This is a genomic window from Mesorhizobium sp. WSM4898, from assembly GCF_029625845.1.
Classification (GTDB): Bacteria; Pseudomonadota; Alphaproteobacteria; order Rhizobiales; family Rhizobiaceae; genus Mesorhizobium.
In genome coordinates this window covers 24664-38652 of record NZ_JARTVQ010000012.1, presented here as the reverse complement: position 1 = coordinate 38652, position 13989 = coordinate 24664, and the positions used below count along the sequence as shown (strand labels likewise).

Genomic DNA, 13989 nt, shown 5'->3' with positions numbered 1-13989 from the left:
CCGGAGCGCGGCTCCTGCCTTGTCGATCAGGCGTTGTCCTCGCCGCCTTCGAATTCGGCGTTCGGATCGAAGAAGTTTTCCGGCCGGGCGTTGTCGTTGATGTCTTCGCCATAGATGGCTTCGGCCGTCGTCAGCGTCTCGCCCTTGGCCTGGCGCTCCGCCTCATCGGCCGAGCGGGCGACGTTGAGCGTCACCGTGACCTCGACTTCAGGATGCAGCGCGATCGCCACGTTGGAGAGGCCGATGGTCTTGATCGGCTGGTTGAGCTCGATCTGGTTGCGGCTGACGGAGAAGCCCTCGGCGGTCAGCAGTTCGGCGATGTCGCGGGTCGACACCGAGCCGTAGAGCTGGCCGGTCTCGCCGGCCGAGCGCACGACGATGAAGCTCTTGCCGTCGAGCTTCTCGGCGATCTGCGCAGCCTCCGACTTGCGCTCGAGGTTGCGGGCTTCGAGCTGGGCGCGCTGGCCCTCGAACTTCTTCTTGTTGGCTTCGTTGGCGCGCAGCGCCTTGCCCTGCGGCAGCAGGAAGTTGCGGGCGAACCCATCCTTGACCTTGACGGTTTCGCCCATCTGGCCGAGGCGGGAAATGCGCTCGAGGAGAATGACTTCCATGGTTTCGTTCCTTTGGTTGGCGCCATCGCGGATGACGGCGGATTCTTTGGGAACAGGTCAGGAAGCAAATGGCGTCTTCGCCGGTGTCGCTGTCCTGCCTGTTTCGGCAGTTAGAGGTTTATGGCCTCAACTCGGGATTTGAGCCTGCCCGTCGCGGCGCCCGTCGCCGTGGGCCGAAGCGGGCGGCAAGCCGCCCGCATCAATAGCTTAGCGAACCACGTAGGGCAGCAGGCCGAGGAAGCGGGCGCGCTTGATCGCCTTGGCGAGCTCGCGCTGCTTCTTCTGGCTGACGGCGGTGATGCGCGACGGCACGATCTTGCCGCGCTCAGAAATGTAGCGCTGCAGCAGACGCACGTCCTTGTAGTCGATCTTCGGAGCGTTGGCGCCGGAGAACGGGCAGGTCTTGCGGCGGCGATGGAACGGACGCCGGGTCGGGATCTGGTTGATGTCGACCATTATTCTGCACCCCCTTCAACGTTTTCGCGCGGGCGGCGCGGACCACGGTCGCCGCCATCACGGTCGCCGAACGAGCGCGGGCCACGGTCGCCGCGGTCGCGGTCGCCGAACGAACGCGGGCCACGGTCGCCACGGTCGCGGTCGCCGAAGCCGCCGCGCTCGGAGCGCTCTTCGCGCTTCTGCATCATCGCCGAGGGGCCTTCCTCATGCGCCTCGACCTTGATGGTGAGGAAGCGCAGCACGTCTTCCGACAGGCCCATCTGGCGCTCCATTTCGTTGAGCGCGGCTGGCGGGCAGTTGATGTCCATCAGCGTGTAGTAAGCCTTCCGGTTCTTCTTGACCCGGTAGGTGAGGGACTTCAGTCCCCAGTTCTCGATCCGGCCGACCGATCCGCCATTGGCGGCGATGACGCCCTTGTACTGTTCGACAAGCGCATCAACCTGCTGCTGCGACAGGTCCTGCCGGGCAAGAAACACATGTTCGTAAAGAGCCATTATGTTTTTCTGCCTTTCTTCGTTTCTCTCACCGGCCCTCGCGGCTAAGCCTCTGCAACTTGTCTGACCCGGTCGCAAAGGCGCGCGGGGAAGAAAGGAGCATCACGAGACGGTCGAGAGCGGAGACACGGGAGGCCCAAAGCGCTTCTGGCTTCATGACGTGGCCCTCTAAGGCCACGGCCCTCCGTTCAGCCCCCAGCAAGGACCGGCAGATTGCCGGCGTCTATACAGCAATTCGTGAGGAAGGCAAGGGCGGGAGAGAGGGCCGGCGGCTCCGCAGTGTCGCAGGCCTGGCGGCGCTTGTGGGAATTGGCTGACCCGCCGGCCGCAGGTCGGTCATTTCGTCGGAAGGCGATCTACTCAGCTCATATGCGCGACGAGCGGGACTACCGTCTCGGGGAAGAAGTCGGGCGCGATCCGGCGCTTGCCGAACATCATATCGTACTGGATCAGGCGGAAATCGTTGATCTTCGGATCGATCTTTTTCTGCCGCGCCCAGTCGGGCGTCGCCTCGCCGGAGGGCGACAGCAAAAGGTTGCGGTCAACCACCCGGTAGTGCTCGCGCAGCGCGCCGAGGAAGCCGGTGTAATAGGGGTGGGTGATCCCGGCCGTGGTCAGGATATGATAGGGCAGGAAGGCGGGGCTCACCGAGCCCAGATTCTCGACCGGACCGGAGCGGTTCGACCAGATGATCAGCGGCGTGTCGTGATGCTCGAGCGCCGCCTCGGGCGTCGGCTCCTTGCGCGGCGCGACATTGTCCTTGAGGAAGCCGGTCTCGACATAGACGGGGCCGAGCGGCGGCAGGTGGTCGCCGAAGAAGGCGATGATGGTCGGCCGCTCGCGCTTCTTCGCCCAGTCGATCAGGCGCTGCAGGCCGCGATCGGCGTCGGCCGAGCCTTCGGCGTAGGAGAGCAGCGATTCCCGCGCCCAGGTGCTGATCGGCGCGTCGACGCTATGGGTCGGATTGTAATAGCGGTAGGGCTCGTAGGGCCCGTGGTTCTGCAGGCTGACCGCGAACAGGAATACCGGCTCGTCGCTGGCATCGGCCTCGCGCATGATCTCGTCGGTCATGGCCGCGTCGGAGGCCAGCGGCCCGCGCTTTTCCATCGGCGGCAGCGTCTCTTCCGAGCGGAAGTCGCTGAAGCCGAAATCGGCGTAGACGGCGCCCCGGTTCCAGAACCAGTTGGTGCCCGGGTGGATGGCGCGCGCCCTATAGCCTTCGCTCTTCAGGAAAGTCGCCAGCGACGGCGTCGGCGTGCGCACATATTGCTGATAGGGAATCGAGCCCGCCGGCAGGAAGGCGTTGGAGAAGCCGGTCAGCGCCTCGAACTCGATATTGGCGGTCATGCCGCCGAATTCCGGCGAGAACATGGAGCCCGAGCGCAGCGCGCGCACCGTCGGGATCGGATCGGGCTTGATGCTGACGCCGGGGAGCTCCGTCGGATCCCAGAAGGATTCGCTCATCACCACGATGATATCGGGCTTCTGGTCGGGCACCGAGGCGGCAACCCCGGGACGCGCGATCGCATCCATCGTCTTCTCGGAATAGCCGGGCGGGGCCGAGACATGCGCCATCGGCACGTTGAGCGCGAAGGCGAGCGCGAAGCCGTTGGAGGCATAGTTCTCCTTCTGGTCCCACATGATCGGGATGATCTGCAGCCTGTCGCGCGTCCACGAGAAGGTGGCGTAGTCCATGATCGAGACGAAGAAGGCGAGCAGCGGCACGGCAAGCGTCAAGCGCGCCAGCCGTCCCTTGCGGCTGAGGATCGGCACACGCCGGCGCCAGAGCCGCCAGCCATAGACGAGCAGCGCGAGGCTGGCGACGATCGCCGCCGCAAGCAGCACGGCCGTCCAGGGGCGCTCGCGCACCAGAAGCGGCATCAGCGCCATGATCTGGCGGGCATAGAGGAAATCGGTCGGGTAGAGCGGATCGCCCAGATAGTGCGATTTCTGGTGACCGACAAAGGCCAATGCCAATGTCACCGGCGCGACGATCATCAGGCTTTGATGGCTGCGGCCGAGAATGGCGTCGAGCCCGATCAGCACCAGCGAAAAGACGATGATGGTGGTCCAGCCGGGCTTGAAGGGCTGCAGGAAGAAGTCGACGGTGCCGAAGAAGTCGCCGCGCACGATCCATTCGATGGCGAACACCAGAAGGGCGGAGGCAAGCAGCGTCGCCAGGCCGTAGCGGACAATCGGCCATCTGCGCCCCGGCAGATAGCCGGTGGACGGATCGTCTTCCAAAAATTGCGGCGCGGGTTTGGCCGCGCCTTTCCTGATCCTAGCCACTTTGCTTCCCCGGCCCATGTCACGCGTCTTCCACTCGCGTCACGCCACTGTCATCGAAATGTCACACAAAGCTAGCGCCTGTGGCGGAAATAAGAAGAGCCAGCAAACGATTCGTCAGCGGTTTTCATCAGGTGTGATCGCCAAAAAGCCTTTCAGAACAGAGAACTCGGCCGTTCTCCCGGCTGGAACAGCTGCTGAACTGGTGCTTGCGGGCTTGACTTGGCCGTCCGCCTTGCGCCAGAGGCAGGGAAAAACCAGCCGCTGGAGACGCTAACATGGCCGTCGCATTCACCTTTCCGGGACAGGGCAGCCAGGCCGTCGGCATGGGCAAGGACCTCGCCGATGCCTTTCCCGAGGCGCGCCGCGTCTTCGAGGAAGTCGATGAGGCGCTCGGCGAGAAACTGTCGAAGCTGATCTGGGAAGGGCCGGAAGAAACGCTGACGCTGACGGCCAATGCCCAGCCGGCGCTGATGGCGGTGTCGCTGGCGGCCGTAAGGGCGCTGGAATCGCGCGGTTTTTCGCTGAAGGACAAGGTGGCTTATGTCGCAGGCCATTCGCTCGGCGAATATTCGGCGCTTGCCGCAGCCGGCTTCGTTTCGGTGGCCGATGCCGCGCGACTGCTGCGCACCCGCGGCAACGCCATGCAGGCGGCGGTACCGGCGGGCGAGGGCGCCATGGCTGCCATCATCGGGCTGGAGCAGGCTGATGTCGAAGCCGCCTGCGCCGAAGCGGCACAAGGCTCTGTCTGTCAGATCGCCAACGACAATGGCGGTGGCCAACTGGTGATTTCCGGCGCCAAGGCGGCCGTCGAACTGGCGGCGAAGCTCTGCGCGGAAAAGGGTGCCAAGCGGGCGCTGATGCTGCAGGTCTCGGCACCTTTTCACTCGGCATTGATGACGCCAGCCGCCGATATCATGCGCGAGGCGCTGGGCGGGGTCGCGAAAAGCGCGCCGGTGGTTCCCATCGTCTCAAATGTTTCGGTCACGCCGACCAGCGACCCGGATGAGATTGCCCGCCGCTTGGTCGAGCAGGTCGTCGCCCGCGTGCGCTGGCGCGAGACGGTGGAATGGTTCGGCGCCAAAGGTGTCGCGACGCTTTACGAGGTTGGCGCCGGCAAGGTGCTGTCGGGCTTGGCGCGACGCATCAACCGCGATATCGCGACCGGCGCCATCGGCGCGGCCGCGGAAGTCGAGGCGGCGCTGGCAACTTTAGGATAAACGGGAAACTCTTGCTGGCTGGTGCGGCATTCCTACTTCCATCCGTCTTTCTCCCGAAGTCGAGCATCGCCTCGACGATCTCGTGGCGATGACTGGTCGAAGCAAAGCCGAATACCTGCGTGACTTCGTTGAGCGTGGACTCGAAGATCTCGAGGACTATTACCTGGCTGCGGAAGTGCTGGAGCAGATCAGGCTTTGTGAAGAATCGGTCGTGAGCGCCGAGAACTTCTGGTATGGCCTGGACAACATGACAAATGCGGAACGAGGGTCGCTCGCGGGGCGTCCGGAAGAATGAGGTTGAAGCAATGTTCGAACTGACCGGCCGTAAGGCGCTCGTCACCGGCGCATCGGGAGGCATCGGAGAGGCGATCGCCAGGGTGCTGCACAGCCAGGGCGCGATCGTCGGCCTGCACGGCACCCGCGTGGAGAAGCTGGAAACGCTGGCTGGCGAGCTCGGCGACCGCGTAAAGCTCTTCCCGGCGGATCTGACCAACCGCGACGCGGTCAAGGCGCTCGGCCATAAGGCGGAGGCCGATCTCGAAGGCGTCGACATCCTGGTCAACAATGCCGGCATCACCAAGGACGGCCTATTCGTGCGCATGTCGGACGCCGACTGGGATTCCGTGCTCGAGGTGAACCTGACCGCCGTGTTCCGGCTCACTCGTGAGCTCACCCATCCGATGATGCGCCGCCGCCATGGCCGCATCATCAACATCACCTCGGTGGTCGGCGTCACCGGCAATCCCGGCCAGACCAATTACTGCGCCTCCAAGGCCGGCATGATCGGCTTTTCCAAGTCGCTGGCGCAGGAGATCGCCACCCGCAACATCACCGTCAACTGCGTCGCCCCAGGTTTCATCGAATCGGCCATGACCGACAAGCTCAACGACAAGCAGAAAGAAACCATCATGGCGGCGATTCCCACCCGGCGCATGGGCACCAGCGCCGAGGTTGCCTCGGCCGTCGCCTATCTCGCTTCCAATGAGGCGGCTTATGTCACCGGCCAGACCATCCACGTGAATGGCGGCATGGCGATGATCTAGGGTATTTGAGATTCAGGTGATGCCGGCCTGCAAACGGCGGCTTCCTGCGCTTCCGCTCCGGCCCTCGAAAGCCGCCATTTTCGGCTCGGCTTGAGCTGAATCTCACACACCTGGGCGACCGAGCCCCGGGCGCCTGTGAAAACAGCCATTTCGGCTTGGACGCCCGCTGTTTTTCGTGTAATGCGGCCGGCAACCCGGCGGTTCGGGCAAAAACCGGTCCTGTGGCGTTGCGTTTCCCACAAGACCATCTTTCAGCTTGATTAGCGGCATTCCGCCCGCTAACGAAGACAACACAACGTAAGACGAGGCCCCAAATGAGTGACACCGCAGAGCGCGTCAAGAAGATCGTCATCGAGCATCTCGGCGTCGATGCCGACAAAGTGACGGAGCAGGCGAGCTTCATCGACGATCTGGGCGCGGACAGCCTCGATACGGTCGAACTCGTGATGGCGTTCGAAGAAGAGTTCGGCGTCGAGATTCCAGACGACGCCGCCGAGACCATCCTGACTGTCGGCGATGCCGTGAAGTATATCGACAAGGCCTCGGCCTGAGGCGTTCCGCGGGTATCGCCGGGGAGGACCTGCGATGAGGCGAGTCGTCGTCACGGGCCTTGGCCTGCTTTCGCCGTTCGGCATGGGTGTCGAGCACAGCTGGAAGGAACTGCTTTCCGGCCGCAGCGCCGCCTGCCGCATCACCGAATTCGAGGTGGACGACCTTGCCTGCAAGATCGCCCACGTCATTCCACGCGGCGACGGCTCGAACGGCACCTTCAATCCCGAGGCCGTGCTCGAGCCGAAGGAACTGCGCAAGATCGGCGACTTCATCCTCTACGGCATCGCGGCCGCCGACGAGGCGCTGGCCGATTCCGGCTGGAAGCCCGAGACGCATGAGGACCAGTGCGCCACCGGCGTGCTGATCGGTTCGGGCATCGGCGGCATCGACGGCATCGCCGAGAACGCGATGATCCTGAAGGAGCGCGGCCCGCGCCGCATCAGCCCGTTCTTCATCCCCGGACAGATCATTAACCTGGTCTCCGGCCAGGTTTCCATCCGGCACGGGCTGAAAGGCCCGAACCATGCTGTCGTCACTGCCTGCTCGACGGGCGCGCACGCCATCGGCGATGCCGCGCGGCTGATCATCTGGGGCGATGCCGACGTCATGGTGGCCGGCGGCGCCGAAGCGCCGATCACCCGGCTTTCGATGGCAGGTTTCGCCGCGTGCCGCGCGCTCTCCACCGAGCGCAACGATGCGCCCGAGATCGCTTCGCGCCCCTATGACCGCGACCGCGACGGCTTCGTCATGGGCGAGGGCGCCGGCGTCGTCGTCCTCGAGGAGCTCGAGCACGCCAAGGCGCGCGGCGCCAAGATCTATGCCGAGGTCACCGGCTACGGCCTGACCGGCGATGCCTATCACATCACCGCCCCGGCCGAGGACGGCGACGGCGCCTTCCGCTGCATGACGGCGGCGCTGAATCGGGCGAAGCTCTCGCCCGCCGACATCGACTACATCAATGCGCACGGCACCTCGACCATGGCCGACACGATCGAGCTCGGCGCCGTGGAGCGGCTGGTCGGCAATGCCGCTTCCAAGATCTCGATGTCGTCCACCAAGTCGTCGATCGGTCATCTGCTGGGCGCTGCGGGCGCCGCGGAAGCGATCTTCTCGATCCTCGCAATCCGCGACAACATTGCCCCCGCCACCATCAACCTCGACAATCCGGAACGCGAGACGGCGATCGATCTCGTGCCGAACAAGCCGCGCCAGCGCCAGATCGATGTGGCGCTGTCGAACTCCTTCGGCTTCGGCGGCACCAACGCCTCGCTCGTCTTCCAACGTTACGATGGCTGAACATTCAGCCTACCGGCAGGTCCGCCGCCTGCCGTCATTTTTGCCAAATTTGCCCCTACACTTCGGCTAGGGGATTCGTTGCAAGATCAGACGGTAGGGCGCCATGAATACAAATCCGGGCGGCGGTGGAGAATTCGGACAGCGTCAGGCGCAAGGACCGATCGTGCCCAAGACAGCCGCCGAGGCGCTGCGCCCCGAGGCCGGCACGCCGCCGCCGTCAAAACGCTCGCGCGCGTCGCGCAGCCAGGTCGTCGTATTCCTGAATTTCTTCCTTTCGTTGGTCATCCTGGTCGTGCTTGCCTCGGGTGCCGCACTCTATTTCGGCATGCAGGCCTTCATTGAGCCGGGCCCGTCCGCCAATGGCGACACCTTCATGGTCAAGCCGAACACCGGCGTTCAGGAGATCGCCGACCAGCTGGAGCGGCGCGGCCTGGTCAGCGATGCGCGCATCTTCAGGCTGGGGGTGCGTGCCACCGGCAACGATTCCGCGCTGAAGGCCGGCGAATACGCCATCAAGCCGCGTGCCTCGATGCGCGACATCATGGAGCTGTTCAAGAGCGGCAAGTCGGTAATGTATTCCCTGACCATCCCAGAGGGGCTCACGGTTGAGCAGGCGCTGCAGCGCGTGGCCGAGCAGGAGGCGCTGACCGGCGACATGCCGGCGGCCATGCCGCCCGAGGGCAGCATCGCGACCGACACGCTGCGCTTCACGCGCGGCGCCACCCGGCAGCAGATGGTCGAAAAGCTGGTCGCCGACCAAAAGAAGCTGGTCGAGGACGTCTGGGCGCATCGCGCGCCCGACCTGCCGATCGCCAATATGGAGGACTTCGTCATCCTGGCCTCGATCGTCGAGAAGGAGACGGGCAGGGGCGACGAGCGCTCGCGCGTGGCCGCGGTCTTCCTCAACCGGCTCGCCAAGGGTATGCGGCTGCAGTCGGATCCGACCATCATCTACGGCCTTTTCGGCGGCAAGGGCAAACCGGCCGACAGGCCGATCTATCAGTCCGACATCGAGAAGCAGACGCCGTATAACACCTATCTGATCAAGGGCCTGCCGCCGACGCCGATCGCCAATCCGGGCCGCGCCGCACTCGAGGCGGTGGCCAATCCGTCGAAGACCGACGACCTTTATTTCGTCGCCGACGGCAATGGCGGCCATGTCTTTGCCGCGACGTTGGAAGAGCACAACCAGAACGTCGCCCGCTATCGGGCGGTGCAGAAGAAGCAGGCCGATGCGGCGGCCAAGGCCTCCGGCCAGACGACGGCGCCGGCCACTCCCGACGACGGTGCCAGTGCAGGCGCCAGCGGCGAAAATGGGGACGCGGCCCAGTAGGCCGCGCTGATTGCCGGATCTGGCCCGCCTCCTTTGACGCCGGGCCGTATTCATGTTTTGAGGGGACATCCGACGCTGGCCAGAGGTCCGGCGTCTTGCTAGGGGCGCATGCTCGGGCAATCGCGCCGGGCCTGCGTCAAGGGGTGACACGCATCATGAACGTGCAGAGCATGACCGGTTTCGCGCGAGCCGTCGCTGAGCTCGACGGCACGTCGATCGCCTGGGAAGTCAAATCGGTCAACGGCAAGAGCGTCGAGGTCAGGCTGAGGCTGCCGCAGGGTTTCGACCGGCTGGAGCCCGCTGTAAGGCAGACCGTGCAGAAGCGCTTCGCGCGCGGCAATTTCCAGGCAACGCTGACTGTCGCGCGCGCCGCCTCCCAGCAGGCGCAGCCGGTGGTCAACGAGGCGTTCCTGAAGGACCTGGCGGGACTGGCCAAGCGCCTCCAGGAGCAGTTCGGCACCGCGCCGGCGACGGCTGACGGTCTGCTGGCGCTGCGCGGCGTGCTCGACATCCTGGAGACGGTCGAGACCGAGGAGGAACGCGCCGCCCTCGACGCGACGATCCTGTCGGCGCTGGACATGGCGCTGGCCGGATTGGAGCAGGCAAGGCAGAGCGAAGGTGCCGCGCTGCGCAAGTTGTTGTCCGGCCATATCGACGCCATCGAGGCGCTGACGCTGAAGGCCGAGGCCGACCCGTCGCGCGGGCCGGCGGCGATCCGCGAGCGCATCACCGAACAGGTCCGCCTGCTGATGGATGCGTCGGCCAATCTCGACGCGGTCCGTCTGCATCAGGAAGCGGCCTTCCTCGCCACCAAGGCCGATATCCGCGAGGAGATCGACCGGCTGAAGACACATGTCGCATCAGGCCGCACGCTGCTTTCCAGCGGCGGCGCCGTCGGCCGCAAGCTCGATTTTCTGGCGCAGGAATTCAATCGCGAATCGAATACCTTGTGTTCCAAGTCGAATGCCGCCGCGGTCACCGCGATCGGGCTGGAGCTCAAGGCGGTGGTCGACCAGTTTCGCGAGCAGGTTCAGAATCTGGAGTGACGGGGATGGTTGCCAAGGAGCCTACGGCCGCCAGGGATCTGGGGTCCCGCATCCGCCGCCGCGGGCTGATGCTGGTGCTGTCGTCGCCGTCGGGCGCCGGCAAGTCGACGATCGCGCGCAATCTTCTGGAAAGCGATTCGAGCCTGGAGCTGTCGGTCTCCGTCACCACCAGGCCGCGTCGCGGCTCGGAGATCGAGGGCGTCCATTATCTTTTCCGCACCATGCGCGAGTTCGAACGGCTGCGCGATTCCGACGCGCTGCTCGAATGGGCCGAGGTGCACGGCAATTTCTATGCGACGCCGCGCGAGCCGGCCGAGGCAGCACTTGCCGAAGGCCGCGACATGCTGTTCGACATCGACTGGCAGGGCGCCCAGCAGCTCAAGGAGAAGATGCGCGCCGACATTGTCTCGATCTTCATCCTGCCACCTTCGATGAAGGAGTTGAAGGCGCGCCTGAAGCGCCGCGCCGAGGACCAGGAGCAGGTCATCGAGACCAGGCTGAAGAATGCCCGCGTCGAGATCGAGCACTGGAAGGAATATGACTTCGTCATCGTCAACGACGATCTCGACCGCGCCTTTGCCGAGGTGCGTGCAATCGTTACAGCCGAGCGCCTGCGCCGCGACCGTCGGCCGGGCCTGTTCGATTTCATCTCGGGCTTGTTGGACGAGAAGACGGAGTGAGAGGCAGTGCCTCCACTTCTCCCACAAGGGGAGAAGCAGGCCGGCGGGCTACAGCGCGTTCGTCAACCTTACGAACTCTTCCACACTCAGCGTCTCGGCCCGGCGCGTCGGGTCGATGCCGGCGCGGGTGAGCAGGGCTTCTCCGCCCAAGCTCTTCACGCTTTGCCGCAGCATCTTGCGGCGCTGGCCGAAGGCGGCTTCGGTGATGCGCCCCAGCCTCTTGCCGTCGGTGGGCAGGGGAGATGCACGCGGCACCAGATGCACCACCGAGGACGTGACCTTCGGCGGCGGAGTGAAGGCCTGCGGCGGCACGTCGAAGACGATCTTTGCCTCGGTGCGCCAGCCGGCAAGCACGCCAAGCCGGCCATAGGCGTCGCTGCCCGGGCTTGCTGTGATGCGCTCGGCCACCTCGCGCTGGAACATCAGCGTCATCGATTGGTAGAAGGGCGGCCAGTCGGCCGTCGTCAGCCAGCGGATCAGAAGCTCCGTGCCGATGTTGTAGGGCAGGTTGGCGGCGATCTTCACCGGGCTGCCGCCCGTCGTGCCGGCAAGCGCGGCAAAATCCGTCTTCAGCGCATCGCCGGGAATGACCTCGAGCCGGCCGGGATAATGGCCGGACACCTGCGCCAACGCTTCCAGACAGCGCTCGTCGCGCTCAACGGCGATCACGCGTTTGGCGCCGTTGAAGAGCAGCGCCCGCGTCAGCCCGCCGGGGCCGGGCCCGACCTCGATCACGGTCGTCTCGCTGAGGTCGCCGGCCGCGCGCGATATCTTGCTGGTCAGATTGAGGTCGAGCAGGAAGTTCTGGCCGAGCGCCTTCTTCGCCTGCAAACCGTGGCGCTCAATCACCTCGCGCAGCGGCGGCAATCCGTCGATGGTCGTGCGCCCCCCGCTCAAATCGAGCCTCATGCCGCCGCAGTCCGGCGGCCGCTGTCGGCGAGGCGGCGAGCCAGCCTCAACGCCGCGATCAGGCTGTCGGCGCGTGCAATGCCCTTGCCGGCGATGTCGAACGCCGTGCCGTGGTCCGGCGAGGTGCGGATGAAGGGCAGGCCGAGCGTCACATTGACCGCCTCGTCGAAGCCCAGCGTCTTGGCCGGGATCAGCGCCTGGTCGTGATACATGCAAAGGGCTGCGTCATAGCCGGCGCGTGCCTGCGGATGGAACATCGTGTCGGCCGGCAACGGCCCGACAGCATCGATGCCCTCGGCCTGAAGCGCCTCGACCGCAGGCAGGACAATCGACAGATCCTCCGTGCCCATCGCGCCGCCTTCCCCGGCATGCGGATTGAGCCCGGCTATGGCGAGCCTGGGCCGCGCGATGCCGAAGCGGCTCTCGAGGTCGGCCGCGGTGATACGTCCTGTGGCCACGATCAGCTCGCTCGTCAGAACCTTCGGCACCTCGGCAAGCGCGATGTGGATGGTGACCGGAACCGTGCGTAATTCGGGCCCGGCAAGCAGCATCACCGGCGTCACCTCGGCGCCGGTGTGGCGCGAGGCCAGATGCGCCAGGTATTCGGTGTGGCCGGGAAAGCGAAAGCCGGTGTCGTAGAGCGGCTTCTTGGCGATGGGACAGGTGACCACCGCGGCGGCGCGGCCGGCGAGGCAGTCGGCGACGGCGCGGTCGATCGCTTCGATGGTGCCCGCGGCATTGGCCGAATTCGGCTTTCCGGGACTGTCCAGATGCCGGGCGTAGAGTGGGACGACGGGCAGTGCGCGGGGAAAGTGATGCGCCGCTTGCCCCGGCAAGGTCTCCACGATCGCCACGTTGGCCCCGATCTCGCGCGCCCGCGCCTTGATCAGGGCAGGATCGGCGAGCAGGTAGAAGGGCGGCACGCCGGCGCTGTCGCCCGCCTGCCAGGCGGTGATGGCGATCTCGGGCCCGATGCCGGATGGATCGCCGACGCTGACCGCCAGCGGCGCGTCGGTCCTACCTGCGCTCATGGCGTCACGTGGGGCGCCATATCTGCTTCGAAGCAGGGCGGGTGGCTCGAGCCTTGTTCTGTCATGCGCCGAAACGGCCTATCGCTCGACGATGGTGGCCTTCTTGCGCAGTTCCTCGACATATTTCTTGCTGAGCTCGTCGGCGTCCTTGTCGTTGCTGCCGCCTTCGGCCTGGAACACCATCTGGGCGGCCTTGTCGTCGGAAACCTCGCGCGAGGAACAGATACCGATGAACTCGACGCCGCGTTCGGTCTCGCGCGTCGGCGTCGCCCCTCCGACCTTGGTCGCCTTGATCTGCTCGGCCCAGTCCGACGGCAATTGCGGCGCCAGCACGCGGCCGAGATCGCGCACCGTGACGTCGATCAGCCCTTTGGCGAATTCGCGCGTGGTGTTGCAGCCGTTGAAGCGGGCACGCATGGCGTCGGCCTCGCGCTTGCGCTTGGCAAGCGTGGCCGAGCGCTCGGAAGCGGGCACCACGAAGATGACCTGCTGCAGCATATATTCCGTGGCGCTCGGCTTGGAGCCGCCCTTGTCGAGCATGCGGCGGACCGCATCCTGCTCAGTCACCGAGCCACCCTCGCCGGAGCGGTAGCGCGCGCCAAGCGCCTGGTTCCAGGCCATCTGCGCGCGGATGAACTCCTTGAAATGCTCCTTGGTGACGCCCGACTGCGCCATGACGGCGTCGAGCTTCGCGAGCGGCATCTTGTTGTTGGAGGCAAAACGCTGATAGGCGGCGTCGACCTGCTGGTCGGTGATGCGGATGCCGAGCCGCTTGGCCTCGGCAAGCCGCAGCGTCTGGTCGATCATTTCCTTGGCCGCGTCGCCCTTCTTGCGCTGCAGCTTGAAGAATGCGGCGCGATGGGCGATGTCGCCGGTGGTGATCGGTATGTTGTTGACGACATATTTGATCTGGCTGGCGAATGCCGGCGGCGTCATTGCCGCGATCGAAACCGAGGTCGCCGCCACCAGCAGCGCGAATCCTGCCGAAAACAGGTATTTCCTCATCTCACCTTCCCAATTCCTATCCGCCAC

At 65.3% G+C, this 13989-nt stretch carries 15 protein-coding genes; 8 read left to right on the top strand and 7 right to left on the bottom strand.

The annotated features are described in order from the left end of the window. Nucleotides 1-26: 26 nt before the first annotated feature. The 4 genes from rplI to P9228_RS28465 form a co-directional block, all read right to left on the bottom strand. Nucleotides 27-611: a 50S ribosomal protein L9 gene (gene rplI / locus P9228_RS28480; RefSeq protein ID WP_095779181.1), complete on the bottom strand. Its 585-nt coding sequence runs from the start codon at nucleotides 609-611 to the stop codon at nucleotides 27-29. Nucleotides 612-818: 207 nt separating this feature from the next. Beyond that, nucleotides 819-1067: a 30S ribosomal protein S18 gene (gene rpsR, locus P9228_RS28475; protein WP_006203718.1), complete on the bottom strand. Its 249-nt coding sequence runs from the start codon at nucleotides 1065-1067 to the stop codon at nucleotides 819-821. Continuing rightward, complete coding sequence (rpsF, locus tag P9228_RS28470) at nucleotides 1067-1561, bottom strand: 30S ribosomal protein S6 (protein ID WP_066995640.1); 495 nt, start codon at nucleotides 1559-1561, stop codon at nucleotides 1067-1069. The genes rpsR and rpsF overlap by 1 nt, the downstream gene beginning before the upstream one ends. Nucleotides 1562-1921: 360 nt before the next feature. Beyond that, complete coding sequence (locus tag P9228_RS28465) at nucleotides 1922-3868, bottom strand: LTA synthase family protein (RefSeq protein WP_278056776.1); 1947 nt, start codon at nucleotides 3866-3868, stop codon at nucleotides 1922-1924. 257 nt (nucleotides 3869-4125) lie between these two features. Here P9228_RS28465 and fabD point away from each other — a divergent pair, with 257 nt between their 5' ends. From fabD to gmk, 8 genes are all read left to right on the top strand, one after another. Then, nucleotides 4126-5067, top strand: coding sequence for an ACP S-malonyltransferase (gene fabD / locus P9228_RS28460; protein WP_127246212.1), 942 nt, complete (start codon nucleotides 4126-4128; stop codon nucleotides 5065-5067). Nucleotides 5068-5095: 28 nt separating this feature from the next. Then, nucleotides 5096-5362: a ribbon-helix-helix protein, CopG family gene (locus P9228_RS28455; protein ID WP_127216608.1), complete on the top strand. Its 267-nt coding sequence runs from the start codon at nucleotides 5096-5098 to the stop codon at nucleotides 5360-5362. Nucleotides 5363-5372: 10 nt separating this feature from the next. After that, nucleotides 5373-6110 carry a 3-oxoacyl-[acyl-carrier-protein] reductase gene (fabG, locus tag P9228_RS28450; protein ID WP_095800080.1) on the top strand — a complete coding sequence of 246 codons (738 nt, stop codon included), beginning with the start codon at nucleotides 5373-5375 and terminating at the stop codon, nucleotides 6108-6110. A 314-nt stretch (nucleotides 6111-6424) separates the two neighbouring features. After that, nucleotides 6425-6661, top strand: a complete 237-nt coding sequence (locus tag P9228_RS28445; protein ID WP_006203723.1) for an acyl carrier protein — start codon at nucleotides 6425-6427, stop codon at nucleotides 6659-6661. Nucleotides 6662-6695: 34 nt separating this feature from the next. Further along, nucleotides 6696-7958: a beta-ketoacyl-ACP synthase II gene (gene fabF, locus P9228_RS28440; RefSeq protein ID WP_095779177.1), complete on the top strand. Its 1263-nt coding sequence runs from the start codon at nucleotides 6696-6698 to the stop codon at nucleotides 7956-7958. Nucleotides 7959-8061: 103 nt separating this feature from the next. Beyond that, nucleotides 8062-9291 carry an endolytic transglycosylase MltG gene (mltG, locus tag P9228_RS28435; protein ID WP_067330283.1) on the top strand — a complete coding sequence of 410 codons (1230 nt, stop codon included), beginning with the start codon at nucleotides 8062-8064 and terminating at the stop codon, nucleotides 9289-9291. Between the two features lie 155 nt (nucleotides 9292-9446). Then, complete coding sequence (locus P9228_RS28430) at nucleotides 9447-10337, top strand: YicC/YloC family endoribonuclease (RefSeq protein WP_278056772.1); 891 nt, start codon at nucleotides 9447-9449, stop codon at nucleotides 10335-10337. Nucleotides 10338-10342: 5 nt separating this feature from the next. Next, nucleotides 10343-11017, top strand: coding sequence for a guanylate kinase (gene gmk / locus P9228_RS28425; RefSeq protein ID WP_066995702.1), 675 nt, complete (start codon nucleotides 10343-10345; stop codon nucleotides 11015-11017). A 48-nt stretch (nucleotides 11018-11065) separates the two neighbouring features. On the opposite strand, the gene rsmA is transcribed toward gmk, so the two are convergent. From rsmA to P9228_RS28410, 3 genes are all read right to left on the bottom strand, one after another. After that, the gene (gene rsmA / locus P9228_RS28420) at nucleotides 11066-11926 is read right to left on the bottom strand and encodes a 16S rRNA (adenine(1518)-N(6)/adenine(1519)-N(6))-dimethyltransferase RsmA (RefSeq protein WP_278056771.1); all 861 of its coding nucleotides are present in this window, start codon (nucleotides 11924-11926) and stop codon (nucleotides 11066-11068) included. After that, nucleotides 11923-12957: a 4-hydroxythreonine-4-phosphate dehydrogenase PdxA gene (pdxA, locus tag P9228_RS28415; RefSeq protein ID WP_278056768.1), complete on the bottom strand. Its 1035-nt coding sequence runs from the start codon at nucleotides 12955-12957 to the stop codon at nucleotides 11923-11925. Before pdxA ends, rsmA begins: the two co-directional genes overlap by 4 nt. Nucleotides 12958-13035: 78 nt before the next feature. Next, the gene (locus P9228_RS28410) at nucleotides 13036-13962 is read right to left on the bottom strand and encodes a peptidylprolyl isomerase (RefSeq protein WP_066995711.1); all 927 of its coding nucleotides are present in this window, start codon (nucleotides 13960-13962) and stop codon (nucleotides 13036-13038) included. Nucleotides 13963-13989: the final 27 nt, after the last annotated feature.